Genomic DNA, 26,692 nt, shown 5'->3' on the forward strand with positions numbered 1-26,692 from the left:
AGCCGAGGGGGATGACCGTGACACGTCGTGCGCTGATCGAGGATCTGCTGTCGGTGGCAACGCCGGAGCAGCCCGCCCTGAGCCCGGACGGCAGCCGCGTGGCGTACGTGCTGCGGGCCGCCGACCGCGACGGCGACCGGGTCACCCGCGAGATCTGGGTGGGGACCAAGCGGTTCACCCGCGGGCCGGGGGACACGGCGCCGGCCTGGTCGCCGGACGGCCGGTGGCTGGCGTTCCTGCGCGGCGGTGACGGCGCCGCGCAGGTGTGGCTCCTTCCCGCCGACGGTGGCGAGGCCGAGGCGATCACCGGCCTGCCGCTCGGGGCGGGGGCGCCGCGGTGGAGCCCGGACGGCACGAGGATCGCCTTCGCGGCGCCGGTCGCCATCGACGGCGCGGCCGAGAGCGCGCCGATCGTCACCGAGCGCCTCGACTACCGGGCCGACGGGGCGGGCCTGCTGCGTGACCGCCGCCGGCATCTGTTCGTGCTCGACGTGGCGACGCGGGACTGCCGGCAGGTGACCGAGGGCGACTGGCACGCCGGCGATCCCGAATGGTCGCCCGACTCGGCCCGGCTCGCCTTCGCGGCCGCCACGGCCAAGGACGCCGACCTGGCGCTGCGGGCGCCCGTGCACGTTCTCGACGTCACCGACCCCAAGGCGCGGCCCCGGGTGGCCGGGCTGGCCGAGGGCTGCGCCGGGCCGGCCGTGTGGACCCCGGACGGGGACGCGCTGCTGGTCGTCGGCTATCCGGGGGCGCCGGTCGGGCACGCGCGGCTGCTCCACATGCCGCTCGACGGCGGCCCGGTGCGCGATCTCGCCGAGAGCCTCGACCGGAACGTCATGCCGGGCGGGCCGGCCTATCCCGGCGCGATCCCACGGTTCGCCGCTGACGGGCGGACGGTGCTCTTCTGCGTACGGGAAAGAGGTTGTTCCCATCTCTATGCCGTTTCCCTGGACGGCGGGGAACCCCGGCCGATCGTGGCCGGCGCCGGACGGGTCGTCTCCGGGTTGTCGACCGCCGGTGACACCGCCGCGATCGTGCTGGCCACACCCACCTCGTACGGGGAAGTGGTCACGGTCGACGTGGCCTCGGGCACGGAGACCGTACGCACCACGCACGGTGAGGTCTTCAAGGACGTCGAGCTCTTCCCCCGGGTGGAGCGCGAATTCACCGTCTCCGACGGCACTGTGGTGCACGGCTGGCTGATCCGCGATCCGAAGGCGTCCGGGCCGGGGCCGCTGCTGCTCGACATCCACGGCGGGCCGCACAACGCCTGGAACGGCGCCGCCGACGACGTGCATCTCTACCACCAGGAGCTGGCCGCCGCGGGCTGGACCGTGCTGCTGCTCAATCCCCGGGGCAGCGACGGATACGGCGAGCGGTTCTTCACGGCCGCCCTCGGCGCCTGGGGTGAGGCCGACGCCCGCGACTTCCTCGAACCGCTCGACCAGCTCGTCGCCGACGGCACGGCCGACCCGAGCCGGCTCGCGGTGGCCGGTTACAGCTACGGCGGATATATGACCTGCTATCTCACGGCAATTGACGGCCGGTTCGCCGCCGCGGTCGCCGGTGGCGTGGTCAGCGACCTGACCAGCATGGCCGGCAGCTCGGACGACGGGCACCTGCTGGCCGCGATCGAGCTCGGCGGCCGGCCCTGGGAGCAGCCCGAGCGCTACGCCGCCATGTCCCCGCTGACCCGGGTCGCCCAGGTCACCACCCCGACGCTGGTCATACAGGGCGACGCCGACCTGCGCTGCCCGGTCGGGCAGGCCCAGCAGTGGCACACGGCGCTGCGCGAGCGCGGCGTCCCGAGTGAGCTGGTGCTCTATCCGGGCGGCTCGCACCTGCTGATCGTCGAGGGCCCGCCCTCGCAGCGCATCGACTTCAACACCCGGATCGCCACGTGGGTCCGCGGCATCAAGGAGATCAACCAGCAGCATTGGCAGCGGCGGCTGAACGTCCTGGCCGCGCGCCACGGCGTTCCGGGCGCCGTCCTCGGCATCTCCCGGGGCGACGAACAGATCGAGGCGGCGTACGGCGTCGTCAACGTGGACACCGGCGTCGAGACCACCACCGATGCGGTGTTCCAGATCGGCTCGATCAGCAAGGTCTGGACGGCCACCCTGGTCCAGCAGCTCGTCGACGAGGGCAAGCTGGAACTCGACGCCCCGATCACCGACGTGCTGCCCGAGCTGGCCCTGGCCGACCCCGGTGTCACGGCCAAGCTCACCATGCGCCACCTGCTGACACACACCAGCGGCATCGACGGCGACGTCTTCACCGACACCGGGCGCGGCGACGACTGCCTCGAGAAGTACGTCGACGGGCTCCGCGACGTGGCCCAGAACCACCCGCTGGGCGCCACCTGGTCGTACTGCAACTCCGGTTTCGTCCTGGCCGGCCGGGTCGTCGAGAAGCTCACCGGCGGCACCTGGGACCAGGCCGTCCGCGACCGCGTCATCACACCGCTGGGCCTGCGGCGCACCGGCACGCTACCCGAGGAGGCGCTGCTGCACCGGGCCGCCGCCGGGCATGTGCCCGGGCCGAAGGTCGCTCCGGTGTGGACCCTGCCCCGCGCGCTCGGTCCAGCCGGCCTGATCACCTCGACCGCGGCCGACCTGCTGGCCTTCGCCCGCCTGCACCTGTCCGGCGGGCTCGCCCCCGACGGCACCCGGCTGATCAGCGAGGCCGGCGCCGCCGCGATGGCGGCCGAGCAGGTCGAGCTGCCCGAGAAGCACACGCTGGGCGACTCGTGGGGCCTGGGCTGGATCCGGTTCGGCTGGGACGGGCAGCGGCTCATCGGGCACGACGGCAACACCATCGGCCAGTCGGCGTTCCTGCGGTTGCTGCCCGCCCAGGGGCTCGCGGTCACGCTGCTGACCAACGGCGAGGGCGCCCGCGACCTCTACCAGGACCTGTTCACCGAGATCCTGGCCGAGGTGGCCGGCGTGGCCGTGCCGGAACCGCTCACCCCGCCCCAGCCGCCGGTGGAGGCCGACATCACGCCGCACGTGGGCACGTACGAGCGGGCCAGCGCCCGGCTCGAGGTCCTGCCCTCGAAGACGTTGCGGATGACCACGACCGGGCCGATCGCCGAGCTCAGCCCCGAGCCGGTCCACGAGCTGCCGATGGTGGCCGTGAACGACGACCTCTACCTGGTGCGCCTGCCGGAGAGCGTCGCCTGGATCCCGGCCTTCTTCTACCGGCTGCCCACCGGCGAGCGCTATCTGCACCTGGGCGTGCGGGCCACCCCGAAGGTGGCCTGATGCTCGCCGACATGCTCGCCGACATCGCCGAGCTGGTGACCTGCGAGTCGCCCTCCGACGACCGGGCCGCGGTGGCCCGCTGCGCCGAGGTCCTCGCCGGCATCGGGCACCGGCGGCTCGGCGCGCGTCCCGAGCGGATCGTCCTCGACGGCCGCACCCACCTGCGCTGGCGCTTCGGCGACGGGCCGGCCCGGGTGCTGCTGCTGGGGCACCACGACACGGTGTGGCCGATCGGGACGCTGGCCCACCATCCGTACGAGACGAGCGGGGAGATCCTGCGAGGTCCCGGCTGCTTCGACATGAAGGCGGGCGTCGTGCAGGCCCTGCACGCGGTGGCCGCGCTGCCCGGCCGGTCGGGCGTGACCCTGCTGATCACCGGCGACGAGGAGCTCGGCTCGCCGTCCTCGCGCGAGCTCATCGAGCAGGAGGCCGACGGCTGCGCGGCCGCCCTGGTCCTGGAGGGGTCGGCCGACGGCGGCGCGCTCAAGACCGAGCGCAAGGGCGTTTCCCTCTACCGCGTGCGGATCACCGGCCGCGCCTCCCACGCCGGCCTCGCCCCGTCGTCGGGAGTCAACTCCACAGTGGAGGTCGCGCATCAGGTGCTCGCCGTTCAGGCCCTGGCCGATCCGGCGCTCGGCACGACCGTGGTGCCGACCCGGATGACCGCGGGCACGACCACCAACACGGTGCCGGCGGCGGGGGAGTTCGCGGTCGACGTCCGCTGCCGGACGGCGGCCGAGCAGCTGCGCGTGGACGCCGCCCTGCGCGCGCTCACGCCGGTCCTCCCGGGCGCGCGCATCACGATCGAGGGCGGGCCCAACCGCCCGCCGATGGAACCTTCGGAAGAGCTTTATGTACGGGCGGTGGCGGCGGCCGATCGGCTGGGGCTGCCGCCGCTGGGACGGGCCGCGGTCGGTGGCGCCTCGGACGGCAACTTCACCGCCGGGGTCGGCACGCCCACCCTGGACGGGCTGGGCGCGGTCGGCGGCGGCGCCCACGCGGCCGACGAGCATGTCGTGATAGCCGAGCTGCCCCGGCGGACCGCCCTGGTAACGGCTCTCTGCGAGACGGCGCTCGGGCGATGAGCGACCTGCTTACTCCGGCGGCGGTCGCCGGCGTCCGGATCCGGCTGCTCGCCGAGCTGCCCGACCTGAACGACGTCTATGAGCTCTTCGAGAGCATCTGGCACTCCGGCACGGGCCACGCGCCGGTCAGCCGCGAGATGCTGCGCGCGATGAGCAAGGCCGGCAACTATGTGGCCGGCGCCTACAACGGAACCGGCATGATCGGGGCCTGTGTGGGCTTCTTCGCCGCGCCGGAACGCCGCGAGCTGCACAGCCACGTCGCCGGGGTGGTGCCGTCGGCCCGTGGCCGCGACGTGGGCCGGGCCATGAAGCTGCACCAGCGGGCCTGGGCGCTGGGACACGGCGTGCGGAGGATCAGCTGGACCTTCGACCCGCTGATCGGCCGCAACGCGTACTTCAACGTGATGAAGCTGGGCGCCGATCCGGCGCAGTACCTGCCGGACTTCTACGGCCCGATGGGCGACGCCATCAACGGCGACGACGACACCGATCGGCTGCTGCTGCACTGGGATCTGACCGCGCCCCACGTCGAGCGGGCCGCCCGGGGCGAGCGGCGGCCGGGATGCGACGTGGGCGCGCTGCGTGATTCGGGTGCGGTCGCGGCCCTCGGCCGTACGCCGGGGAACGAACCCGTGAAAGGAGACGCCGACGGCCGTACGGTGCTCGTCGCCGTCCCCGACGACATCGAAGCGCTGCGCCAGGCCGACCCGGCCCGCGCCCGCCGCTGGCGCGTCGCGGTGCGCGAGGCGCTGGCCCCGCTGATCGACGACGGCGCCCGCGTGCGGGGTTTCGACCGCGCGGGCTGGTACGTGCTGGACAGGGAGGGCCGATGAAACTCACCGGGATCGAGATGCGCCGGATCCGGATGCCGCTGGTGGCGCCGTTCCGCACGTCGTTCGGCACCGAGACCGAACGCGACGTCCTGCTGCTGCGGGCCGTCACCGACGAGGCCGAGGGCTGGGGGGAGTGCGTCGCCATGAGCGACCCGCTCTACTCCAGCGAATACGTGGAGGCGGCGGCCGACGTGCTGCGCCGCTACCTGGTGCCGGCGCTGGCCGCCCAGCCGCCGGCCGCGGCCACCGCGGTGGCGCCGGCGCTGCGGCAGTTCAAGGGCCACCGGATGGCCAAGGCGGCGCTGGAGACGGCCGTGCTCGACGCCGAGCTGCGCGGCTCGGGCCGCAGCTTCGCGCGGGAGCTGGGCGCGACCCGCGAGCGCGTGCCGTGCGGGGTGTCGGTCGGCATCATGGACTCGATCCCGGCCCTGCTGGACGCGGTCGGCGGCTATCTCGCGCAGGGCTACGTGCGGATCAAGCTGAAGATCGAGCCGGGCTGGGACGTGGCGCCGGTCCGCGCGGTCCGCGAGCGCTTCGGCGACGACGTGCTGCTCCAGGTCGACGCCAACACGGCGTACACCGTGGGGGACGCGCCGCTGCTGGCCGCGCTGGACCCGTTCGGCCTGCTGCTGATCGAGCAGCCCCTGGACGAGGAGGACGTGCTCGGTCACGTGGAGCTGTCCCGGCGGGTGCGCACGCCGATCTGCCTGGACGAGTCGATCGTCTCGGCCCGGTCCGCCGCCGACGCCATCCGGCTGGGCGCGTGCAGCATCGTCAACGTGAAGCCGGGCCGGGTCGGCGGCTATCTGGAGGCCCGCCGCATCCACGACGTGTGCGCCGCCAACGGGATCCCGGTCTGGTGCGGGGGCATGCTCGAGACGGGCCTGGGCCGGGCCGCGAACGTCGCGCTGGCCGCCCTGCCCGGCTTCACGCTGCCGGGGGACACTTCGGCTTCGGACCGCTATTTCCGTACGGACGTGACCGCACCCTTCGTGCTGGAGGACGGCCATCTGCCGGTTCCGGACGGGCCGGGCCTCGGCGTCGAGCCGATCCCGGAGATCCTGGCCGAGATCACCACGGGTTCGGAGTGGCTCCCCCTGTAGGCTCCCATCCACGTACATCGATGGATGGGAGCGATGGCTGTGAAACGTTTCATGAGCGCGGCGACGGCGCTGCTGATCGCTGGTCCGGTGATCGCCGCTGCGCCGGGGGTGACTCCGGTGTCCACGACGGTGCTGACCACGAACGGGCGCACCGCATTGACGTACACCGGTTACATGAATGGTGAGTCCTTCCAGCAGGACGGGATCGTCACCTTCGGCGGGCGGCAGTACGCGGCCTTCTGGGACCAGAGCGGCTACGTCAACATCGCGCGCCGGCAGCTGCCCTCCGGCGCCTGGGCGAACCTGCGGCTGACCGACTATCAGACCACCTCCACCGACTCGCACAACGTCATCAGCATCGGCATCGCGCCGGCCGACGGCACGATCCACCTGGCCTTCGACACCCACTCGTCGGCCTTCCGCTACCGCAAGTCGATCGCCGGGCTCGCCACCTCGGGCACGTGGGCGGCGTCGGGTTTCGGCGCCGTACAGACGAGCCTGACCAGCACCAGCATGGCCGTGGTGACGTACCCCCAATTCTTTGCCCATCCGGACGGCACGCTCCAGCTGGCCATCCGCACCGGCGTCAGCGGAACCGGCGACGAAGTGCTTTACGAATATCGCTCGGGCGCCTGGACCTATCTGGGCGAGTTCATCGACGGCACGACGTACAACAACAACGCCTACCTGTTCGGCATCGAGTACGACAACACCGACCCCCTGCTGCACGTCACGTGGACCGTGCGGGAGACGTCGGACGCGAGCACGAACCACGACATCTACTACGCGTACAGCAAGGACAAGGGCCGCACCTGGCGCAACAACGCGGGCACGGTCGTGGCCACCACCGGCAGCACCCCGCTGGCCTCGAACGCGGCCACCCTGAAGGTCTGGAGCATCGGCCAGAACCGAGGCCTGATCAACCAGGAGTCCCAGGTGGTGGACGCGGCCGGCATCGTGCACGTGCTCGCCTCCCACCTGCCGGCCGCGGCCCCGAGCAACAGCAACTTCACGGCGGCCCGCGAGACGGCGGTCCTGGTCCACTACTGGCGCGACAAGGCCAGCAAGGTCTGGCACCAGACGTACACGCCGTTCCTGGAGCGCTCGTCCCGAGGCGACATAGCGGTCGACGCCAAGGACAACCTGTACGTGGCGAGCGGCGACTCAAGCACCAAGAAGCTGCACATCGAGACCGCCTCGAAGGCCTCCGGATGGACCGACTGGACCATCCGTTACACATCACCGGCCATCTACTACTCCGACCCGCTCATCGACCACCAGCGCCTGAAGGCGCTCGGCGTGCTGAGCATCTTCACCCCGCGCTACGGAGGCAGCCAGATCGACGTCCAGGACTGGCAGGTGTCCGGCTAGGGCACGATCAACCACTTGCCGAGTGCTCCGCCGCGCTCGAACGCGGCGTGGGCGGCGGCCGCCTCGGTCAGGGGAAAGCGGCCGGCGACGACCGGGCGCAGGTCGCCGCGGGTGACGTGGTCGGTGAGCAGGGCCAGGTCGGCGTGGGCCGGGGTGGCGCTGAACGAGCGGATCCGGCGCGGGCCGTGCACCGCCGAGGCGGCGATCGTGAGCAGGGTGGGTATCGAGCCCCAGGCGATGGTGACGGTGCGGCCGGCGTGGCGGCGGTAGGCGGGCAGTTCGGTGCCGGCGGCGTCCAGGACGATGTCGAAATGTCCCAGGCCGGCCGGGTCGGTCGTGGCGCGGTCGAGGACGGCGCCGGCGCCGAGGTCCCGCAAGGCCGGCAGGTGGCGGGCCGAGGCCAGGGCGGTCACCCGGGCGCCGGCGGCGTGGGCCAGCTGGAGTGCGGCGGTGCCGAACCCGCCGGCCGCGCCCCGGATCAGGACGGTCTGGCCGGCCCGCAGGCGGGCGTGGTCGCGGAGCGCGATCAGCGCGGTCACGCCGACGCCCGGCAGGGCGGCCAGGTCCGCGAGGTCCACGCCGGGTGGGGCGGCCGCCAGGCGGTCCGGGGTGGTCACGACGTACTCGGCCGCGGCGCCGGCCGGGTTGCGCGGGTGGTTCGGGATCGTGCCCCACACCCGGTCACCGGGCGCGTAGCCGGGTGAGTCGCTGGTGTCGACCACTCCGGCGAAGTCCAGGCCGGTGCCCCGGGGGAAGCGGCGGCCGGTGACCAGCCGCAGCTTGCCGGCTCGCAGGACGGTGTCGATCGCGTTGACGCCCGCGGCGTGCACGCGGACCCGGACCTCGCCCGGTCCCGGAGTGGGCACCGGGAGGAGGGCCTCGTGCAGCACCGAGGGTGATCCGTAACGGTCGTGGAGGGCGGCTCGCATCATGATCACGACGATCGCGCCCACGCCGCCGGCCGGGCCAGCAAGTGAGAAGCGGCGGCCCGCGAATCGATCATTAAGCTGGCCGTCATGCGGATCGACGCCGAGGAGAACCGGGTGCGGATGATCGCCGCCGCCCGGGACCTGATCGCCGAGTCCGGGCCCGGAGTGCCGATGGCGCGGGTCGCCCGCCGGGCCGGGGTCGGGGTGGCGACGCTGTACCGGCGGTTCCCGACCCGTGACGACCTGGTCGCCGAGGCGTACGCCGATCAGCACGCCGAATGCTCCGCGTCGTGGCTCGAGGCGGCCCGGGACCCCGATCCGGCGCGGGCGTTCCGCGAGACGATCCGGCGCCTGTGCGCGACCCAGGTGGTCGATCGTGGCTACACCACGGCGGTTCTCGCCGGGCACGGGATGGCCGCGGAGCGGGCCGAGTACGACCGGGCGCTCACGACGCTGCTCGACCGCGCCCGGGAGGCCGGTGCGCTGCGGCCGGGGATCGGGGTGGGCGATCTGTGGCTGCTGCTGGCCGGGAACGCGGGCGTGATCGCGGCGGCGGGGCCGGGCGCCGCGGCTGCCTCGGGCCGGTTCGTGGAGCACGTGCTGCGCTCGTTCAGCGGCGGGTGAACCGTTCGGCCAGGTGGGTGAAGGCCTCGGACAGTTCGGGTGGGCCGACGACCTCGAAGTCGGCGTCGAAGCGGGCGATGGCGGCGGCCAGGGCGGGCCAGGACCAGGAGCCGAGGGTGAGGCGGCAGCGGCCGGGGCCGGCCTCCTCGACGACGCCGTCGCGGGTGTAGAGGGACACGGTGGCCGCGGGCAGGTCGAGAATGACCGTGCCCTGGCAGGTGGCGCCCTGGAACTTGCCGGTCACGTAGGCGGCGACGTCGCCGCCGGGCAGGTCGCGGGGAGTGAAGCGGGGGCCGTTCGGTGTGCGTACGGCAATGCGGTCTGCTCTGAAGATCCTCCAGTCCGCGCGGTCGAGGTCCCAGGCCACGAGATACCAGCGCCCGCCCCGGGTGACGACGTGGTGGGGCTCGGCCCGGCGCGTCCCGGAGCCGTAGTCGAAACGCAGCACCTCGCGGGCGTGGACGGCCGCGCTGAGCGCCAGCAGCACATCGCCGTCGACCGGGGTGGCGGGTGGCGCCACGGCGGTGACCCGCAGGGCCTCGACGCGGTTCCGGAGCCGGGCCGGCATCACCTGCCGGATGGTCGTCAGGGCCCGGCCGGCCGCGTCGGCCAAGGCGTCGTCCGAGGCGGAGGCGGCGACCTGGAGGGCGATGGTGAGGGCGACCGCCTGCTCGTCGTCGAACAGCAGCGGCGGCAGCTCGGTGCCGGCGCCGAGCCGATATCCGCCGTCGGGGCCTTTGACCGCGGCGATCGGATAGCCGAGCTCGCGGAGCCGGTCGACGTCGCGGCGCACGGTGCGCAGGCTGACCTCGAGGCGGTCGGCCAGCAGCGCGCCGGGCCAGTCCCGCCGTGACTGGAGCAGGGAGAGCAACGCGAGTAGTCGCGCGGAGGTGGTCGGCATAGGTGACACATCCTGTCACCTACCCCTGCCAGCCTTGGACGCATGGCACTCACCACCACCACACACCTGAACTTCCGCGGCGACGCCCGGGCGGCCCTGGAGTTCTACCAGTCGGTCTTCGGCGGCCACCTCACCGTCGTCGCCTACCGCGACTTCGGCCTGCCCGAGGGGCTGCCCGACAGCGACAAGGTCGTCTTCGGCCAGGTCACCGCCGAGAGCGGATTCCGGATCATGGCGTACGACGTACCCAGCTCCGCCGGCCCGGCCGCCCCGCCGGCGGCCACCACCCGCGAGAACGGCATGACGCTGACCGGCGAGCGCTTCTTCGTCTCCGTCGCCGGAGAGACCGCCGAGGAGGCCGGCCCTCTGTGGGACAAGCTCGCCGACGGCGCGGTCATCGTCGAGAAGTTCGGCCCGTCACCCTTCAGCCCGGGCTTCGGCATGCTCACCGACCGTTTCGGCGTCACCTGGATCGTTCAGGTGCCGGCCGGAACCCCCTGACGGTCAGGTAGACACCGAGCGAGAACTCCCACACCGCGATCGGCAGCGACAGCAGACCGGACGCGGTGGACACCTGGTCCCACGCGCCGAACATCGTGGCCACGGCCGAGACGGTCAGCAGGGGCGCCCCCACGAAGCCGAGCACGGGCAGGGCGCGGGGGACCAGGCGGGAGCGGTAGAGCAGGGAGCCGATCAGCAGCGCGTTCACGGCCGGCAGGAAGCCCTGCCCGAGCAGGAACGTCCACTCCCGCAGGGCGGCCAGCGTCTCGCCCGCGGCCAGGGAGTCCGTTCCCGACTGCCGGAGCGTGACCATCGACATCACCAGCACGACACCGGCGACGATGGTGGCCGCCTCCAGGACCCGTACCCCGGCGAAGCCCAGAGCCGCCGCCTCGTCCTGCCGCCTGACCACCGGATAGAGGATGACCGCGGTGGCTATGCAGGCGAGGGCGACGATCATCTCCAGGACGCCGCCCCAGATCACGCCGGTGTCGGGGCCCGGGCCGAGCACGAAATCGGCGTCGCGCACCGGGGCGTAGAGGCCGAGGGTGGGTATCGAGACGAACGTCAGAAGGTAGGCCACACCACCGGCCAGCGCGGTCCGTCGCAGCGGGGTCACACCGGACAGGCTCCTCCCATCGAAGATCGTCCACATCGGCCGATCGGGTCTCAGGTGGCGGCGGTGAAGCGCTGGACCTGGTCGATGGGCCCGGTGACGATCAGCTCGGCGCCGTCGGGGACGACGGCGTCCGGTGTGGCGTGCACGAAGCCGGCGCCGTGGGTCTTGAAACCGATGACCGTGACGCCGTATTTCGTACGCAGGCCCAGGTCGGCCAGGGTGCGCTCGCCGGCGTCGCGCGGGGTCCGGGTGCGGGCCACGGCGAAGCCGTCGTCGAACTCGATGACGTCGAGCATGCGGCCGGCGATCAGGTGCGCCACCCGGTCGCCCATCGTGGCCTCGGGATAGATGACGTGGTGGGCGCCGACCGAGCGCAGGATCTTGCCGTGCTTGGCCGAGACCGCCTTGGCCCAGATGTCGCGCAGGCCGAGCTCGCTGAGCGTGAGGACGGTCAGCACGCTCGCCTCGATGTCGCTGCCGATGCCGACCACGGCGCGGGTGAACTCCCGGATGCCGACCTGCTCCATGGCGTCGCCGTCGGTCGAGTCGGCCTGCACCACGTGGGTGAGCCGGTCCGACCACTGCTGCACGAGCTCGACGTTCTCGTCGACGCCGAGCACCTCGTGGCCGAGCTTGAGCAGCGACTCGGCCACCTGGCCGCCGAAGCGGCCCAGTCCGATCACGACGACGTTCTCATCAGTGTTCTCAGCCAACGATGGGTCGCTCCTCCGGGTACCGGTACAGCCGATGGCGGGTCTTGAGGGCCAGCGCCGACGCCACCGCGATCGTGCCGACGCGGCCGATGAACATCATCACACTGAGGATCAGCTGGCGGGACTCGGACAGCTCGGCGGTGAGCCCGTTGGTCAGGCCGGCCGTGCTGAACGCCGACATGACCTCGAACAGCGCCCGGTCGAAGGGCACGCCGCCGGTGACCCCGAGCAGGGTCAGGGTGCCACCGGCCACCGTGGCCACGCCGAGCAGGGCGACCGCGGTGGCCTGGCGCTGTGTCGACTCGGCGATGCGGCGGCGGCCGATGACGACGTCGCGCTCGCCGCGGACCTCGGTCCAGATGACGTACGCCAGCAGGAAGAACGTCGTCACCTTGATGCCGCCGGCGGTGCTCGCGCTGCCGCCGCCGATGAACATCAGCCCGACCACGATGGCCGAGGTGTCCTCGTTCATGGCGCCGTAGTCGACCGTGTTGAACCCGCCCGAGCGGGGGATCGTGCCCTGGACGAAGGAGGCCAGGATCTTGCCCGGCACCCCGAGCGGCCCGAGCGTGCCCGGGTTGCGCCACTCCAGGGCCAGCACCGCGGCGAAGCCCACCGCGAGCAGCACGAGCGAGCCCCACACGGTGAGCCGGGTGTGCGTCGACCAGGCGGCCGGTCCGCGCCGCTGGCGGCCGATCTCGTAGAGCACCGGCACGCCGATGCCGCCGGCGATGACCCCGAGGGTCAGCGGCACGCACATCCACCAGTCGCCGGCGAAGCCGGTCAGGCCGTCGCTGCGCAGCGAGAACCCGCAGTTGTTGAACGCCTGCACGGCGTTGAACGCGCCCTCGGCCAGGGCCGGGCCGAAGGCCACGTCGTAGGTCAGCCAGAGCCGGGCCGTGACGACGGCGGCGATCACGGTCTCGCAGGCGAACATCACCGCCGCGGCCAGGACGAGCACCCGGCGGAAGTCGCCGTGGGCCAGCCCGGTGCTGGTCTCCACCCCGGCCATCATCCGGCCGCGCAGCCCCAGCCGTTGCGAGACCAGCAGGCCCAGCAGGGTGGCGAACGTGGTGATGCCGAACCCGCCGGCCTGGGTGAGCACGGCGATGAGGACGTGGCCGAAGCCCGACCAGTACGTGGCGGTGTCGACCGTGGTCATGCCGGACGTGGTGATGGCCGAGGTCGAGGTGAACAGCGCGGTCGGCAGCGGCGCCGAGCCGTCACCGGCCCGGGAGACGGGAAGCATGAGAAGCGCGGCTCCGGCCGCGATGGCGGCCAGGAAGGCCACCGACACGGTCCGCGCCGGGTGCGGACGGGCCGGGCGCATCTGAATTTTATACCGCACCGCCCGTCACCGATTGTCACCGGCCCTCTCGAAACAATCGGCGCGATTCTGAGAATAGGTCGAGGACAATTGAAGGAAACGGAAAGTTTTCCGCCAGGGACCGCGACGTGATAATCATGGGGCATGCGGGTTCTTCTGGTCGAGGACGACGATTCGATCGCGATTCCTCTCGTGCAAGGGCTGGCCCGTTTCGGCATCGAGGCCCAGCATGTCGCGACCGGCTCGGCCGCCCTGGCCGCGCCGCCGGCCGACCTGGTGCTGCTCGATCTCGGCCTGCCCGACATCGACGGGGTCGACGTCTGCTGGGCGCTGAGCCGGTCCCAGGGCGTGCCGATCATCATGCTGACCTCCCGCCGCAGCGAGGCCGACCTGGTGCGGGGCCTGGAGGGCGGGGCCGACGACTACCTGTCCAAGCCGTTCAGCCTGCGCGAGCTGGTCGCCCGCATCCGTGCCGTCGACCGGCGTTCCCGGGCCGCCCGGGCCGTGCCGCCCGAGCCCGACACCCGCGTCCTCGGGCCGCTGGTCATCGACCGTACGAGCCGGGAAGTGACCCTCGACGGCCTGCCGGTCGCCCTCGCGCCCAAGGAGTTCGACCTGCTGGAGATGCTCGCGGCCCGGCCCGGCACCATGATCCCGCGGCAGAAGCTGCTGGAGGCCATCTGGGCGACGGCCGACGCGCGCAGCAAGACCCTCGACTTCCACATCGCGGCCCTGCGCCGCAAGCTCGGCGACCCGTCCTGGATCGAGACCCGCCGGGGCGTCGGCTTCCGGCTCGTCGTCCCGTGACCCGGCGCCTGGTCGTCACGTACCTGTCGCTGGTCCTGGCCGTGCTGACCGGCCTGGCCGTGCCGCTCGGCTACCTCTACCAGCGCAGCGAGCGGGAGCAGACGTTCCGGCAGCTGGAGCGCGAGGCCGAGATCGTCGCCGCCTACGTCGACGCCGAGCTCGGCGAGAACGACGGCGACCAGATCGCGGACATCGCCTCGGCCGTGGCCCGGCGCTGGAACGGGCGGATCGCGGTCTTCGACGCCAAGGGCCGATTGACGTACGGCACCACGCCGGGCCCGATGGCCGAGGGCATCCACCACGGCTTCGTGGGCGGCATGATGGACGTCTCGGTCTCGCTGCCCGCCTCCAGCTCGGTGCGCCTGACCGTGCCGGCCGACACGGTCAACGACCAGGTGCACCGGGTCTGGGCCCTGCTCCTGGTCGCCTGCCTTCTCGTGCTCGCCGTCGGTGCCGCGATCGCCCTGGCCCTGGCCCGCTGGATCGCCCGCCCGGTGAAGGCCCTGGAGGAGGCCACGCACCGGCTGGCCGGCGACACCGGGCCGGCTCCGGTGCCGATCACCGGGGGACCGCCGGAGCTGCGGCGGCTCGCCGAGACGTTCAACCGGACCGCCGAGCGCCTGCACAGCGTCCTGGCGGCGCGGGGATCGTTCGCCGACCACGCCTCACACCAGCTCAAGGGGCCCTTGGCCGCGCTGCGGCTGCGCCTGGAGAACCTGGAGCCGGACGTCGGCCCGGCCGGCGTGGAGAGCCTGGAGGCCGCCATCGGGGAGACCGAGCGCCTGGACAAGCTGGTCAACACGCTCCTCGACCTCACCCTGGTCGAGCGGCGGGACGAGACGCCGGAGGTGGTCGACGTGGCCGCCGAGGTGGCCCAGCGGGCGGAGATCTGGCAGCCCCTCGCGGCCGAGCGCGGGATCATCCTGAGCGCCGAGGCCCGCGGGCCGCTGCCGGCGACGGCCATGCCGGGAGCGATCGAGCAGATCCTCGACAACCTGATCTCGAACGCGCTGAACGCCGCGCCCGACGGCACCGGCGTCCGGCTGACGGCGGCCCGGGCCGACCGGGACGGCGAAGTGGTGGTTCATGTCATCGACGCCGGCCCCGGCCTTCCGGCCGATCAGCGGGAGAAGGCCCTGGAACCGTTCTGGCGCGCGCCGGGCGCGCCTCGCGGGGGCACCGGCCTCGGCCTCGCGCTGGTGGCGAAGCTGGCCGAGGCCGGTGGCGGCGGCGTCCGGCTGGACGCCGCGGACCCCACGGGAGTGGACGCCGTGGTGACGTTCAGCGCCGTCCGCGCAGGCCGGCCACCAGGCTGACGCCGACCGCGGCCAGCACGACCTGGATGATCAGCTCGATCCAGTCGATGCCCCGGGTGTCGTCCACGCCGATCGCGGCCGCGATGAACGTGCCGATGATGGCGGCGACGATGCCGATCAGGATGGTCAGCCAGATCGGAATGTTCTGCTTGCCGGGTACCACCAGCCGTCCCAGCGCGCCCACGATGAGGCCGATGATGATGGCGGTGATGATTCCGGAGATTTCCACGTTCGCTCCTTGCTCGGGGGTGTCGATCCGGCAATTACCATCGGCGGCCATTCGTGAAACATTCATCGGCTACAGTCGGAGCCTCGATTCCGCAATTGGTGAAGGAGTGAGCCCTGCATGGGCGGCTACGGATGGCAAATCATCCTCGTGGTGATTCTGGTTCTGCTGAACGCGGCTTTCTCGGGCAGTGAGATGGCCCTCATCTCGCTGCGCGACAGCCAGTTGCAGCGCCTCGAACGGCAGTCGCGCACCGGGGCCACACTGGCCAAGCTGGCCCGCGACCCGAACCGGTTCCTGGCCACCATCCAGATCGGCATCACCCTGGCCGGTTTCCTGGCCTCGGCGTCGGCCGCGGTGTCGCTGGCCAAGCCGCTGACCGGGCCGCTGAGCTTCCTCGGCGGCGGCGCCGAGCCGGTGTCGATCGTGCTGGTCACGATCGTGCTGACCTTCTTCACGCTGGTCGTCGGCGAGCTGGCCCCGAAGCGGATCGCCATGCAGCGGGCCGAGGGCTGGGCGCTGGCGGTGGCCCGGCCGCTCGACATGCTCTCGGCCCTGTCCCGCCCCGTGGTGTGGCTGCTCGGCAAGTCGACGGATCTGCTCGTCCGGGCCACCGGCAACGACCCGAACGCCGCGCGGGAGGAGGTCACGACCGAGGAGATCCGCGATCTGGTGACCCAGCAGCAGGAGTTCACCCCGGAGCAACGCACGATCATCAGCGGCGCGTTCGAGATCGCCGACCGGGTGCTGCGCGAGATCCTCGTTCCCCGCCGCGACGTCCTGGTCGTCCCGGCCGACCTGCCCGCACGCGAAGCGCTGGCCCGGCTGGCCGCGGGCGGGCACTCCCGGGCCCCGGTGACCGGCCCGATGGGCCTCGACGACGTCCTCGGCGTCGTGCACCTGCGCGACCTGATCGACGCGACCGGCCCGGTGCGCGACCACATGTTCGACGCCCAGTTCCTGCCCGAGAGCCTCAAGGTCTCCGACGCGATGATGCAGATGCGGGGCCGCCGTCAGCAGCTGGCCCTGGTGGTCGACGAGCGGGGCGCGATCGACGGCATCGTGACGATGGAGGATCTGGTCGAGGAGGTCGTCGGCGAGATCTACGACGAGACCGACCGCGACGTGCAGTCGGTGGTGCGCGAGGACGACGGCGCCATGCTGCTGCCCGGCACCTTCCCGATCCACGACCTGCCCGACATCGGCGTCGACAACGAGCACCTGTCCGACAACGACTACACCACCGTCGCCGGCCTGGTGCTCGCGAAGCTCGGGCACATCCCGACCGCCCCCGGCGAGATCGTGACGGTCGACGGCCACACGGCGGAGATCACGCAGGTCGCCGGCCGCGCCATCACCCAGATCCGGCTGCGCCCGGTGCGCGAGCCCGAACCGGAGACCGCGCCGGCATCTTAGGCGGTACGGGGCCGCTGCGCTGAAAAATCCGATTTTTCTGATCTGTCGGCTTTGACCGACTAGCCGATCGCCACCCGATCGCCGATCTTGGTCGGGGCGGATCGAGACATGTGGCTCTGCCGTCGCGGGCGGGACCACCGGAATACTGATCTCAGCGCACGGATGCCGGCGCCGAATCCTTTTGGACGAGGGTTTGACCACGGCGCCGGCATCCGGGCGCCTACCCTACCCAGGTTTGTGCTCGTGGCGGCGCCATTGGAGCATGGCCGCCGTGGCGTCGTCGCGGAGCTCGCCATCCTCGTACGACACGATGGTCTGAATCAACCGGCGCATCGTCTCCGGCGCGGGATGCCCGTCGCGCAGCGCGCCCAGCATGAAATCGCCCAGCCGTTCGACGCCGAAGAGAGCGCCCGACGCGTCCCGCGCCTCCGTGATGCCGTCGGTGTAGAAGACCAGCGCGTCGCCCGGCCGCAGCTGCTCCTCGATGACCTGGGGCGGGCGCCCGAGCATGTGGCCGAGGCCGAGCGGCAGCGCGTTCGGGGTGGGCAGCGGCGGCAGCGCCCGGCCGTCCCGCAGGAAGATCTCGGCCGGGTGACCGGCGCTGATCCGGCGGTAGGCGCCGGTCGGGATGTCCAGCTCGGACAGCAGCGCGGTGACGAAGGCGCCCGGATATTGCGCGTGGACCCACTTGTCGATCGAGCGGCACGTGTCGGCCAGCGACAGACCGGACCGGCGGGCGTTGCGGTACGTGTTCAAGGTCAGCGTGGTGAGCGCGCTCGCGCTGATGCCGTGCCCGACCGTGTCGAACAGCGCGACGTGCAGCAGATCGCCGTTGGCCGCGTAGTCGAACGCGTCGCCGCCCACCTCGTAGCAGGGCTCGAGCACGGCCGTGACCATCGTGCCGTCCACCGCGAAGGTCAGCGGCGGCAACTGGTTCCAGACGATCTCGGCCGGCAGCTGCATGGGCATTCGCCGCCGGGTGTGCTCGACCGCGTCGCCGTAGAAGCGCCGGCTGGCGATCAGCTCGGCCACCAGCGCCGCGATCACCTCGAGGTCGTGCCGGGTGGAGGCCGGGGGATAGGCCTTGACCCGGAACTCCAGCACGCCGAGCCGTTCGGCGCCGTGCAGCAGCGGCAGCCACAGCCGGCCGCCGTCGTCGGCCTCGAGCCACTGCTGCTCGGCGGTGGTGAAGGCGCGCCCGGCGGGCGTGTCCTCCACGGCCTGGGTGGTCGTCACGCCGTCCGTGGTCCCGCGCAGCGGATGCAGCGCCACCTGCCCGTAGTCGACGAGCAGAACGACGGCCGCCTCGGCATCGAGCAGCGGCGCGGCCTCGGCCAGCACCGCCGGAAGGTCCTCAGCCCGCCCGCGGTGCCGCAGATCCATGAGCCGGCGCACGGCCTCCATCGACGAGAGCATCGTCCCCCATCTTCCATCGCCGGGCCGCAATGTTCACCCTCGGGCTCGAACAAAGCGCTGACCTGCGATGACATCGCCGATGTTCGGGGTCGTGCCCGAGCTGTTCCGCCCGGACCGGCGGCGTGGGCAGCGTGGTGGCACGGCACTTTCACCACAACGGGGGAACAGCGATGGCTTCGACAAGACCCAACTTCCAACTTCCTTTCCCGTACGGGGAGAAGTGGCTCGCCCAGACACGGGCCGACCACAAACCGAACCCGAACAGCCTCGACCTGACCCGGCAGGGCGGCGACTCCAACGGGCGCCCCATCCTGGCCGCGGCGGCCGGCCAGGTCGTGCGGGCCCGCTTCGAGGGCGGCGGCGGATGGTTCGTGCGGATCGACCACGGCGGCGGCTGGCAGAGCCGCTACCTGCACATGATCGAGCAGCCGGCCGTCTCCGAGGGCCAGCGGGTGACGCAGGGCCAGCGGATCGGCCGGGTCGGCAGCACCGGCGACAGCGGCGCCCCGCACCTGCACTTCGAGCAGATGGCGGACGGCGAGACGGTCCGTTCGTTCTTCAACGGCGAGGCGGTGCAGGTCCAGATCGGCCGCAGTCAGGTCCTGACCAGCTACAACGGCGGCGCCGGGCCGGTCTCGACGAGCGGGGTGGTCGCGGCCGACGTGACCGGCGACGGCCACGCCGACCTGCTGGCCCGCAAGCCGGACGGATCACTGTGGCTCTACACGAACAGCGGCACCGACGCGCCGTACGGCACCGGCAAGGTGGTCGGCAGCGCCTGGCAGCAGTTCACCTGGTTCGCCGCGGGCCCGGTGACCGGCGGCAAAAGGGCGGACGTCCTGGCCGTACGGGCCTCGGACGGCGTCCTGCTGCTCTACAGGAACACCGGTGACGACAACCAGCCGTACGCGTCGGGAGAGGTTGTCGGCAGCTCGTGGCACCAGTTCAACCGGTTCATGGTGGGCGACGTGACCGGCGACGGGCGGGCCGACATCGTGGTCAGCCGCCCGAACGGCGAACTGCTGTTGTACGCCAACACCGGGTCACCCGATCAGCCGTACAACCAAGCCTCGGTCATCGGCCAGGGCTTCACGATCATGGACCGGATCGTGGTCGCCGACATCACCGGCGACAAGCGGGCCGACCTGCTGACCACGAACCCGGCCGGCGGCCTGTTCCTCTACCGGAACAGCGGCTCGGACACGGCGCCGTACAGCACGCCGGACACGATCGGCGAGGGCTGGGCGGCGATCAACCGGATCACGGCGGCCGACGTCACCGGCGACGGGAACACCGACGTGGTGGCCACGCAGCCGAACGGAACGCTCCTGCTGTACAGGCACAGCGGCTCGGTCACGGCGCCGTACGGAACCGGCACGGTGATCGGCAGCGGCTGGCAGGACTTCGCCTAGAAGCCGATCCAGAACACCGAACCCGGCGGGCCCCCGAGCTCGCCGGGTTCGAAGTGATCGGGCGGAACATAGATCAAGGGACTGTTGACGGCGTACGCGTCCGGCTTGCTGCCCGGCGAGGTCCGAAGAGTGAGAAGGGCTTCGCCGTTCCCGTCGACGGCCACGGTCGTCGACGCGCGATAGGTCAGGGCGTCGGAGACATAGAGATGCAGGTCGGTGGTACGCCGGGGCGGGAACCCGCCGATATGGACATCGACCGTCTCCCCGGCGCGAACATGCCGCGGCGCGATCCACATGCGGGGCCGGGCGGCCCGGCGCACGTCGAACTCGCTGGTGGCGGCGCGGCCGCCCTGGACCACGCGGATCCGGTAGCGTCCGGCCGGGCTGCCCGTGGGGATGAGCCAGGGGACGCCCACGAGTTGTTGCAGCTGGACATTTCTCATTTGCCGGGCGGTGGGGCTGGTCACGGTGACGGTGATCGTGCCTGTCTCCCTGAAGCCCGCGAGGCAGAAGACCGGCATGTCGGGAATTTCGACCAGGCTGGGGCCGTCGATGCGCGGCTTGCCGGTGCCCTCTTCGCCGGTCGCTTCCTCGCCGCAGTCTCCGCCGCCGCCCAGGAAGAAGTTGACCTGATTGGCGACACCCGGCGGGAGGAGCGCGTCGCTCTCCATCATCGCGTCGAGGGAGGCATGCTGTGGTTCCGGGCCTTTCGCCTCCGGCGCTCGCGGTCCTGGTGCTTGCGGTTTCGAGGGGGCCGGCGGGGTGGTGTGCGACGAGCCGTTCTGCCGCCCGGTGTGTGCGTTGCCGGCCGACGGCATGATCGCTGATGAGCCGGCCGGCGAGGGTGCTTCCGGTGGGGCTGCTGCCGGACGGCCGGGTGGCACGGCGCGGGAAGTCGTGGCGGATTGACCCGGCGGGGCGGCGCTCTTCGTGGCGGATTGACCCGGCGGGGCGGCGCTCTTCGTGGCGGATCGATCTGGCGGGGCGGCGCTCTTCGTGGCGGAGTGGCCTGGCGGGGCTGCGCTCTCCGCCCCGGGCCACGGCACGGCGCTCGCTTGCCACACGACAACGCCGGAGACCACAGCGGCGGCCGCCACCGACACGCCGACCCCGCGCCGCTTCTGCCGGTGAAGGAATCCTCTCGGGTTTCCCGGCCTCATCGTTGCCCTCCGGCCTGGCGGATCCGTTCCTCGACGGCGCGGGTTTCGGCGGTGGCGCCCATCGCCGCGTACACCTCACGAAGGTTGCGCAGGAAGACCAGCTCACGCTCACGAATCACCGGCCGGTCGACGCCGATGCTCGCCAGAAGGGCCAGGGCTTCCTCGTAGCCCCGCGCGGCCTCGGCGAGCCCTCGCGACCGTACGGTGAACGGCCCGCCCACGGTGACCGCGGCGAGGGCAGCACTTCGGGCGGTGAGTGCCTGCCCGGCCCGGGCCTCCGCCGCCAGCCGCAACGACTGCCGCCCCGCTTCCCCGCTCAGCGGACCCGCCTTTCGGCCCTTCCCGCCCGGCGGACCCGCCTGTTCCCCGGCCGGCGGACTGGCGGTCCCGTGCAGGCGCAGGACGGTGGCGAACTCGGCGCCGGACCTCGTGTCGCCCAGGCATTGGTAGGTGAGGCCGAGTCCTAGATGGGTCTTCATGCGCAGCAGGGTGGTGTCGCCCGCGGACAGCACGGTCCGGTAGAGGCCGAGGGCCTCGCGGAGCAACGCGGCCCTCCGGCATCCCGACTCGGCGCGTAGTGCCTCGGCGAGGCCCAGGGTGGCGCGGACGTGGCCGGGCGCGATCGTCAACGCGCGCCGATACGTGGTGGCGGCCTCGCCGTACCGGCCCTGGCGCCCCTGGGTGTTTCCCAGCATCAGCAGGACCACCTCGGCGTGCGGGGCGGTGGCCAGGCCGCGGTCGGCGGCGCGGAACTCCTGTTCGGCGCGCGGGTAGTCGTCGAGGGCGTAGTGGCCCAGTCCACGGACGAAGGCGACGACCGCCTTCACGTAGCGGACGGCGTCGTCGGCCAGCCGCCGCCCGACCACGATGTTGCCGTGGACGAGGTCGGCCGGTTCGGTGAGGCGCAGCTCGTGCCGTCCGGCGAACTCCGGCGTCTCGGCGAAGACCCGGTCGGTCAGCAGCAGCTCGATCACCACGCCGTCCGGCTCAGCTCGTCCACTGAGGACGACATCGGCATGGTGGTCCGCGGCGAGCGCGCCCAGCCGGGGTCCTTCGGGCCGGGCGCCCACCTCCCGTACGCCGATGGCCGCATCCGCCGCCGCCCACCCCCGAACCTCACGCAGCACGGTCTGCTGCAACGCCGGCAGCCCGTCGAACGGCGCGACGAGAATGTTGTAGAGGCCGTTCATGGGAGCGGGCGCCCGATCCGCGACACCGGCCGCCGCCATGGTCGCCATCAGCATGACCACAGCCAGCACCACCACAACCGGCCGCCCGGGCACGCGCCACCCCGCCGCCCCAGCGGTCACCGAACCCGGAGCCACCGCTAGCCCCGGCCCCGCTAGCCCCGGCCCCGCAGTCGCTGATCTCGCAGCCGCCGGCTCCGTGGCCGCCGGTCCCGTCAGTGCTGCGCCCGTGGATGCCGGCGTCGCCGCCGACCCCGTGGCGGGTGCTGGGCTCAACTGCTGGGCGCGCTCCAGCACGCCGGCGTCCTCCCAGGCCCGGCGCCACTGTGGCAGTAGGCGGTCGATGTCGGCCTCGCGGCCGGCGTGGCTCAGGCAGGCGGTGACGTAACCGCGGGTGGTCGGCCATGTCGGCAGGCGGCGGCCTGATGCCGCCTCGGACAGGCTGTTGTAACTGGTGTGGGCCAGGGCGCTCAACTCCCGGTACGGCGGCTGGCCACACTCCCGCCTCAGGGCGCGCAAGCGGGCGGCGAAGCCCCTCCGATGTTCGGGCTGGGCAGCGTCCAGGGCGCCCTCGCGGCGCCCCCGTCGATTCTCGGCCACGTTCGCGCATCCCCCCGGTCCATGGCGGACCGTAGCCGCCCGTCCGGCCGGGGCCTGTCGGCCAAGCGGCGGTGTCACCGATCCGACCGCCGTGCCTGCTGTGAGCCCTCGTCGGTGCCGCACCGCGCGCCGAGGCCGGTCAGTGGCTGGTCGACGATCTCGGCCGCGCGATCGAAGCCGCCCGGCGGTTATCTCCAGACGGCATAACCGGGTGGCGGCGGACTCCATACGGTCGGATCAGCAACCAAGTGGAGGAAGAAATGGCATCTGTACTCGTCGTGTTGTCGTCGGCCCGCGTGTGGACCTGGACCGACGGCACGCAGCATCCGACCGGGTTCTGGGCCGAGGAGTTCGTCACGCCGTACAAAATGCTGGTCGAAGCCGGCGCCGAGGTGACCGTCGCCACCCCTGGGGGTCTGGTGCCGCTGGCCGATGAGAAGAGCATCGACAGTGACGAGATCCGCGGTTGTCTGGAGAGCCTCGCGGGCGTGCTGGAGAAGCCGGTGCGGCTGGAGGATGTCGACCCGGCCGACTTCGACGCCGTGCTCATTCCGGGTGGGCACGGGCCCATGCAGGACCTGGCCGTGAACGCCGACATCGCCCGCGTGCTGGCGGCCATGCTGCCGGATCCGGGCAAGACAGTGGCGGCGCTGTGTCACGGGCTGGCGGCGTTCCTGCCGGCCGGGGCGCCCGACGGCAGCTGGCTGTTCCGGGGGCGGCGGATGACCTCGTTCATCGACGACGAGGAGCGGCAGGCCCAGCTCGCCGACCACGCGCCGTGGCTGCTGGAGACGCGGCTGCGCCAGGCCGGCGCCGTCTTCGAGGGCGGGCCGGCCTGGGCGTCGCACGTGGTCGTGGACGGCAACCTGATCACCGGGCAGAACCCCGCCTCCGCCGCGGCGGCCGGCGAGGCTCTGCTCAAGGCGATCGGCTGATCAGCAGGCGTAGACGCGGAACTCCCACAGCGAATAGCCGTACGGGGTTCCGCGCTCCGTGCCGTAGACGCGCACATAGCGGGCGTTGCCGCTGAGCGCGTGGGTCACCTGGCCGCCGGCCCCGGTGCCGGTCACCGTGGCGGCCGTCGTCCAGGTGCTGCCGTCGGGCGAGGTCTCGACGCGGTAGGAGCGGCCGTAGGCGGCCTCCCAGTTCAGCTCGGCCCGGCTCAGCGCCCGCGAGGAGCCCAGGTCGACCTGGATCCACTGCGGGTCGGCGAAGGCGGACGACCAGCGGGTGCCGGCGTCGCCGTCGACCGCGTTGCCGCCGGGGAAGGCGGCCGACTCGGTCGACGACGTGGTGACCGGGCGGCCCTGGGAGACGAGGGTGCCGCTGCCGCAACCCGTCGGCGGGGTGCCGCCGCCGTTCGCGTTTCCGCCCGACCAGTTCACCGCGCCACTGGCCACCGTGCGTCCGGCGGGCAGCGACAACGTCCGCCCGTCGGAGAAGGTCACGGTCTGCGCCGCGCTGGTGATGTTCGAGGCCACGTACGTCCGAACCCCGTTCTTGACGAAGACCTTGGCCAGGGGGTGGTTGGCCGTCACGGTGGTGTCGACCTGGCCGAGCGCGGCCAGGTTGCGGATCCAGTGGAAGGTGTGCGCCTTGCTCTCGCCCTCCTCCGGGGTGTACGAGGTGTCGGCCCGGAACCGGGCGAGCGCGCCGTCGGGGTCGCCCAGGGCCAGGTACTGCCAGAGCATGTCGCGCCAGAGGGTGGGCTCGCCGCCGTTGTTGCGGACCAGTTCGGCGTACGTGCCGCGGACCGCCGCCGGATGGTCGCCCAGGTAGAACTGGCCGCCCGTGATCGGCAGCATGTTGATGCCGACGATCATCTCGTGCTCGCCGGAGAACCAGGTCGCGTACGCGCCGCCCGAGCCCCACACGATCGCCGAGTAGTTGTGGCCCCAGCTCGCCGGGAAGTTCTCGTTGCGGACGTCGAACCAGTATTCGTTGATGGCCGCGGCCTGGGTCGTGTAGATCCAGACGCCGGCGTCGCGGACCGCGGTGTTGCCGGTGGCCTGGCCCCACTGGATCAGCGCGTTGGCGAAGTTCTGCCCCTCCGACGACGACTCCTGGTTGTTGCCGGCGCCGAACGAGCCGTGCCCGGACGCCCAGTCGTGCCCCTCGTAGATGTCGAAGTCGCGCAGGTACGGGAAGCGGGTGTCGGAGCGGTCGTAGTTGTTGGCGTCGCGGATCAGCAGGTCGACCATGCCGCCGTACCGCCCGCTGGAGGCCCATGTGGGATCGAACTTGGCCAGGGTGGCCGCGGCGGCCACGAAGTAGCCGTAGTGGAAGTGGTGGTCGTTGAGCTCCTGGTCGGAGCCGTAGGACGCCGGGTAGCCGATCAGCGTGCCCCAGTTGCGGTCGTAGTAGAAGACGCGCGAGGTCTTGCCGGACGACGCGGTGAACCAGTCGGTCAGCCGGGTGCGGATGACGTTCAGCGCCGAGTCACGCACGGCGGTCAGGTTCAGCTGGTCGGCGATCTCCGCGATCCGCGCGGCACGGCCAAGACCCTTTCCCGTCCAGTACGTATCGTCGCCGCGGAAGTCGGCCGGGTTGTTCAGCTCGTTCGTGAGATAGGCCGTGATCGTGCTGAGGTCGGCGCCGGACGAGTCGCCGGCGGCGGGGATCTCCGGGAGCACCCCGGTGTACGTCATGGAGGTGCTGAACTGGGTGCCGGTGACGATGCGCATGGCGCCCCGGGGCGAGACGTACGTCTGCGCGAGCGGCGACGAGCCGGTCAGGTTGCGCCATTGGTGCGGATAGAGCGCGATGACCGTGCCGGTGCCGCTGCCCTCGCGGGCGGTGGTCGTCAAGGCGTACGTCGTGGAGACCGTGCCGTTGTTCTGGTTGTAGCTGTACGAAAGGCGGCTGCCGGTGACGTGGTTGTGCGCGTACGGGGTGAAGCGGTCGGCCAGCGCGATCTTGTCGGCCGTGCTGGTCCCGCTCGTGGTCGGCAGGACGGCGACCGAGAGGTAGCCGCGACCGGCCAGGCTGGAGCGGATGGTGGTGCCGCTCAGCGACCAGGTGGCGCCGGTGGGGGCCCAGGCGACGTAGTCGTGGCCGCCGATCGAGAAGCCGATCCGGTTGCCGCTGTTCGACCAGGCGGTGGGCGGCCCGGTGATGGTCAGCACGGCGTCGCCACCGGTCACCTGGTAGTACGACAGCGGCAGGCCGCGGCCGATGGTGGCCCGCAGGGTGCGGCCGCCGCCGGAGAGCAGGGTGCTGACCGTCCAGTCGCTCCAGCCGTCGACCAGGGCCTGGGTGGCGGTGAGGCCGTCGACGCCGACGCGCACGTGTTCCGCGTACGGGAAGTGGTATTCGCCGGTGCCGGTGGCCGAACCGCTGATCGCGGCGTCGGTCTGATAGGACAGGCCCATCCCGCCGGCGCCCGGCTTGTAGGCGGCCGGTCCGGCGAACAGCGGCGTCGAGAACTGGCAGTCGACCCGCTTGAACAGCAGCGACGACCACCAGTCGTTGGTGGGCACGGCGCCGGCCGGTGCGTTGCCGGTGACGTACTGCCGGGGGTTGGTGGAGATCGAGCCGCAGCCGGTGGGCAGGCTGCGCCCGGCCGGCAGGGTCTCGGTGTAGCTGCCGGCGCCGACCGGGGCGGCCGACGCGCTGCCGGTCATCACGGCCAGGCCGCCGGCGGTGATCGCGGTCAGAACCGCGACCAGGCCGGCGAGGCGTCTGGGGGTACGAGGACGAGTCATGGGACGGGCCTCCTGGGGATGGGGGATTCCCGGAGGCGCGAACGGGGAGAGAGCGCTCTCCGAGTCTCGGAAGGATATCCATTACAGAGAGCGGCGTCTATGTAACTTCGGGCAGACCTCGGGCTCGGCCCGGCGCCTTGTCCCACGCCTGAAGTCACGCCGGGGGTACGCTCGCC

Annotated in this window: 22 protein-coding genes; 12 read left to right on the forward strand and 10 right to left on the reverse strand. The window is 72.1% G+C overall.

Going from position 1 to position 26,692, the window contains the following annotated elements; genetic code table 11:
* Positions 1–11: 11 nt before the first annotated feature.
* The 5 genes from ACFY36_RS03200 to ACFY36_RS03220 are packed head-to-tail and all read left to right on the forward strand — an operon-like array spanning position 12 to position 7,658.
* Positions 12–3,266, forward strand: coding sequence for a serine hydrolase (locus ACFY36_RS03200; RefSeq protein ID WP_499744234.1), 3,255 nt, complete (start codon positions 12–14; stop codon positions 3,264–3,266).
* Positions 3,266–4,351, forward strand: a complete 1,086-nt coding sequence (locus tag ACFY36_RS03205; protein ID WP_499744235.1) for a M20 family metallopeptidase — start codon at positions 3,266–3,268, stop codon at positions 4,349–4,351. Before ACFY36_RS03200 ends, ACFY36_RS03205 begins: the two co-directional genes overlap by 1 nt.
* Positions 4,348–5,184, forward strand: a complete 837-nt coding sequence (locus tag ACFY36_RS03210) for a GNAT family N-acetyltransferase (RefSeq protein WP_499744236.1) — start codon at positions 4,348–4,350, stop codon at positions 5,182–5,184. The genes ACFY36_RS03205 and ACFY36_RS03210 overlap by 4 nt, the downstream gene beginning before the upstream one ends.
* Positions 5,181–6,287, forward strand: a complete 1,107-nt coding sequence (gene menC, locus ACFY36_RS03215; RefSeq protein WP_499744237.1) for an o-succinylbenzoate synthase — start codon at positions 5,181–5,183, stop codon at positions 6,285–6,287. Before ACFY36_RS03210 ends, menC begins: the two co-directional genes overlap by 4 nt.
* A 33-nt stretch (positions 6,288–6,320) precedes the next feature.
* Positions 6,321–7,658, forward strand: a complete 1,338-nt coding sequence (locus ACFY36_RS03220; protein ID WP_499744238.1) for a BNR repeat-containing protein — start codon at positions 6,321–6,323, stop codon at positions 7,656–7,658.
* Here ACFY36_RS03220 and ACFY36_RS03225 read toward each other — a convergent pair.
* The gene (locus tag ACFY36_RS03225) at positions 7,655–8,590 is read right to left on the reverse strand and encodes an NAD(P)-dependent alcohol dehydrogenase (protein ID WP_499744239.1); all 936 of its coding nucleotides are present in this window, start codon (positions 8,588–8,590) and stop codon (positions 7,655–7,657) included. The genes ACFY36_RS03220 and ACFY36_RS03225 overlap by 4 nt on opposite strands.
* An 84-nt stretch (positions 8,591–8,674) precedes the next feature.
* Between ACFY36_RS03225 and ACFY36_RS03230 the strand changes: the two genes are divergently transcribed.
* Complete coding sequence (locus tag ACFY36_RS03230; RefSeq protein ID WP_499744240.1) at positions 8,675–9,211, forward strand: TetR/AcrR family transcriptional regulator; 537 nt, start codon at positions 8,675–8,677, stop codon at positions 9,209–9,211.
* Here ACFY36_RS03230 and ACFY36_RS03235 read toward each other — a convergent pair.
* Entirely contained in the window at positions 9,198–10,112 is a 915-nt protein-coding gene (locus ACFY36_RS03235) for a helix-turn-helix transcriptional regulator (RefSeq protein WP_499744241.1), read from the reverse strand. The genes ACFY36_RS03230 and ACFY36_RS03235 overlap by 14 nt on opposite strands.
* 42 nt (positions 10,113–10,154) lie before the next feature.
* Between ACFY36_RS03235 and ACFY36_RS03240 the strand changes: the two genes are divergently transcribed.
* The gene (locus ACFY36_RS03240) at positions 10,155–10,613 is read left to right on the forward strand and encodes a VOC family protein (protein ID WP_499744242.1); all 459 of its coding nucleotides are present in this window, start codon (positions 10,155–10,157) and stop codon (positions 10,611–10,613) included.
* Here the strand turns inward: ACFY36_RS03240 and ACFY36_RS03245 are convergent.
* The 3 genes from ACFY36_RS03245 to ACFY36_RS03255 are packed head-to-tail and all read right to left on the reverse strand — an operon-like array spanning position 10,576 to position 13,275.
* Positions 10,576–11,232, reverse strand: coding sequence for a DUF4386 domain-containing protein (locus ACFY36_RS03245; protein ID WP_499744243.1), 657 nt, complete (start codon positions 11,230–11,232; stop codon positions 10,576–10,578). The two genes, ACFY36_RS03240 and ACFY36_RS03245, sit on opposite strands and share 38 nt — an antisense overlap.
* A 50-nt stretch (positions 11,233–11,282) precedes the next feature.
* Entirely contained in the window at positions 11,283–11,945 is a 663-nt protein-coding gene (locus ACFY36_RS03250) for a potassium channel family protein (RefSeq protein WP_499744244.1), read from the reverse strand.
* Positions 11,938–13,275, reverse strand: coding sequence for a TrkH family potassium uptake protein (locus ACFY36_RS03255; RefSeq protein ID WP_499744245.1), 1,338 nt, complete (start codon positions 13,273–13,275; stop codon positions 11,938–11,940). Before ACFY36_RS03255 ends, ACFY36_RS03250 begins: the two co-directional genes overlap by 8 nt.
* Positions 13,276–13,416: 141 nt before the next feature.
* Between ACFY36_RS03255 and ACFY36_RS03260 the strand changes: the two genes are divergently transcribed.
* Positions 13,417–14,079: a response regulator transcription factor gene (locus ACFY36_RS03260; RefSeq protein WP_499744246.1), complete on the forward strand. Its 663-nt coding sequence runs from the start codon at positions 13,417–13,419 to the stop codon at positions 14,077–14,079.
* The gene (locus ACFY36_RS03265; protein WP_499744247.1) at positions 14,076–15,395 is read left to right on the forward strand and encodes a sensor histidine kinase; all 1,320 of its coding nucleotides are present in this window, start codon (positions 14,076–14,078) and stop codon (positions 15,393–15,395) included. Before ACFY36_RS03260 ends, ACFY36_RS03265 begins: the two co-directional genes overlap by 4 nt.
* Here ACFY36_RS03265 and ACFY36_RS03270 read toward each other — a convergent pair.
* Positions 15,361–15,624, reverse strand: a complete 264-nt coding sequence (locus ACFY36_RS03270; protein WP_499744248.1) for a GlsB/YeaQ/YmgE family stress response membrane protein — start codon at positions 15,622–15,624, stop codon at positions 15,361–15,363. The two genes, ACFY36_RS03265 and ACFY36_RS03270, sit on opposite strands and share 35 nt — an antisense overlap.
* A gap of 117 nt (positions 15,625–15,741) precedes the next feature.
* On the opposite strand from ACFY36_RS03270, the gene ACFY36_RS03275 reads away from it, so the two are divergent.
* A complete protein-coding gene (locus tag ACFY36_RS03275) occupies positions 15,742–17,037 on the forward strand; it encodes a hemolysin family protein (RefSeq protein ID WP_499744249.1) in 1,296 nt (431 codons plus the stop codon).
* Positions 17,038–17,262: 225 nt separating this feature from the next.
* On the opposite strand, the gene ACFY36_RS03280 is transcribed toward ACFY36_RS03275, so the two are convergent.
* Positions 17,263–18,453 (reverse strand): PP2C family protein-serine/threonine phosphatase, encoded by a 1,191-nt coding sequence (locus ACFY36_RS03280; protein WP_499744250.1) that lies wholly within the window; start codon positions 18,451–18,453, stop codon positions 17,263–17,265.
* A 170-nt stretch (positions 18,454–18,623) separates the two neighbouring features.
* On the opposite strand from ACFY36_RS03280, the gene ACFY36_RS03285 reads away from it, so the two are divergent.
* Positions 18,624–19,865, forward strand: coding sequence for a peptidoglycan DD-metalloendopeptidase family protein (locus ACFY36_RS03285; protein WP_499744251.1), 1,242 nt, complete (start codon positions 18,624–18,626; stop codon positions 19,863–19,865).
* Here the strand turns inward: ACFY36_RS03285 and ACFY36_RS03290 are convergent.
* Positions 19,862–20,539: a hypothetical protein gene (locus ACFY36_RS03290; RefSeq protein ID WP_499744252.1), complete on the reverse strand. Its 678-nt coding sequence runs from the start codon at positions 20,537–20,539 to the stop codon at positions 19,862–19,864. The genes ACFY36_RS03285 and ACFY36_RS03290 overlap by 4 nt on opposite strands.
* A 482-nt stretch (positions 20,540–21,021) precedes the next feature.
* Positions 21,022–22,812, reverse strand: a complete 1,791-nt coding sequence (locus tag ACFY36_RS03295) for a hypothetical protein (RefSeq protein WP_499744253.1) — start codon at positions 22,810–22,812, stop codon at positions 21,022–21,024.
* 260 nt (positions 22,813–23,072) lie between these two features.
* Between ACFY36_RS03295 and ACFY36_RS03300 the strand changes: the two genes are divergently transcribed.
* Positions 23,073–23,747: a type 1 glutamine amidotransferase domain-containing protein gene (locus ACFY36_RS03300; RefSeq protein WP_499744254.1), complete on the forward strand. Its 675-nt coding sequence runs from the start codon at positions 23,073–23,075 to the stop codon at positions 23,745–23,747.
* On the opposite strand, the gene ACFY36_RS03305 is transcribed toward ACFY36_RS03300, so the two are convergent.
* Entirely contained in the window at positions 23,748–26,516 is a 2,769-nt protein-coding gene (locus tag ACFY36_RS03305) for a glycosyl hydrolase (protein ID WP_499744255.1), read from the reverse strand.
* Positions 26,517–26,692: the final 176 nt, after the last annotated feature.

Source organism: Actinoplanes sp. NPDC000266 (assembly GCF_042899005.1).
Classification (GTDB): domain Bacteria; phylum Actinomycetota; class Actinomycetes; order Mycobacteriales; family Micromonosporaceae; genus Actinoplanes.

Excerpts from the sequence above, each read along its gene's own strand:
- ACFY36_RS03200 (WP_499744234.1), top strand. The coding sequence starts at position 12 with ATGACCGTGACACGTCGTGCGCTGATCGAGGATCTGCTGTCGGTGGCA.
- ACFY36_RS03205 (WP_499744235.1), top strand. The coding sequence starts at position 3,266 with ATGCTCGCCGACATGCTCGCCGACATCGCCGAGCTGGTGACCTGCGAG.
- ACFY36_RS03210 (WP_499744236.1), top strand. The coding sequence starts at position 4,348 with ATGAGCGACCTGCTTACTCCGGCGGCGGTCGCCGGCGTCCGGATCCGG.
- menC (WP_499744237.1), top strand. The coding sequence starts at position 5,181 with ATGAAACTCACCGGGATCGAGATGCGCCGGATCCGGATGCCGCTGGTG.
- ACFY36_RS03220 (WP_499744238.1), top strand. The coding sequence starts at position 6,321 with ATGGCTGTGAAACGTTTCATGAGCGCGGCGACGGCGCTGCTGATCGCT.
- ACFY36_RS03225 (WP_499744239.1), bottom strand. The coding sequence starts at position 8,590 with ATGATGCGAGCCGCCCTCCACGACCGTTACGGATCACCCTCGGTGCTG.
- ACFY36_RS03230 (WP_499744240.1), top strand. The coding sequence starts at position 8,675 with ATGCGGATCGACGCCGAGGAGAACCGGGTGCGGATGATCGCCGCCGCC.
- ACFY36_RS03235 (WP_499744241.1), bottom strand. The coding sequence starts at position 10,112 with ATGCCGACCACCTCCGCGCGACTACTCGCGTTGCTCTCCCTGCTCCAG.
- ACFY36_RS03240 (WP_499744242.1), top strand. The coding sequence starts at position 10,155 with ATGGCACTCACCACCACCACACACCTGAACTTCCGCGGCGACGCCCGG.
- ACFY36_RS03255 (WP_499744245.1), bottom strand. The coding sequence starts at position 13,275 with ATGCGCCCGGCCCGTCCGCACCCGGCGCGGACCGTGTCGGTGGCCTTC.
- ACFY36_RS03260 (WP_499744246.1), top strand. The coding sequence starts at position 13,417 with ATGCGGGTTCTTCTGGTCGAGGACGACGATTCGATCGCGATTCCTCTC.
- ACFY36_RS03275 (WP_499744249.1), top strand. The coding sequence starts at position 15,742 with ATGGGCGGCTACGGATGGCAAATCATCCTCGTGGTGATTCTGGTTCTG.
- ACFY36_RS03280 (WP_499744250.1), bottom strand. The coding sequence starts at position 18,453 with ATGCTCTCGTCGATGGAGGCCGTGCGCCGGCTCATGGATCTGCGGCAC.
- ACFY36_RS03285 (WP_499744251.1), top strand. The coding sequence starts at position 18,624 with ATGGCTTCGACAAGACCCAACTTCCAACTTCCTTTCCCGTACGGGGAG.
- ACFY36_RS03290 (WP_499744252.1), bottom strand. The coding sequence starts at position 20,539 with ATGATGGAGAGCGACGCGCTCCTCCCGCCGGGTGTCGCCAATCAGGTC.
- ACFY36_RS03300 (WP_499744254.1), top strand. The coding sequence starts at position 23,073 with ATGGCATCTGTACTCGTCGTGTTGTCGTCGGCCCGCGTGTGGACCTGG.
- ACFY36_RS03305 (WP_499744255.1), bottom strand. The coding sequence starts at position 26,516 with ATGACTCGTCCTCGTACCCCCAGACGCCTCGCCGGCCTGGTCGCGGTT.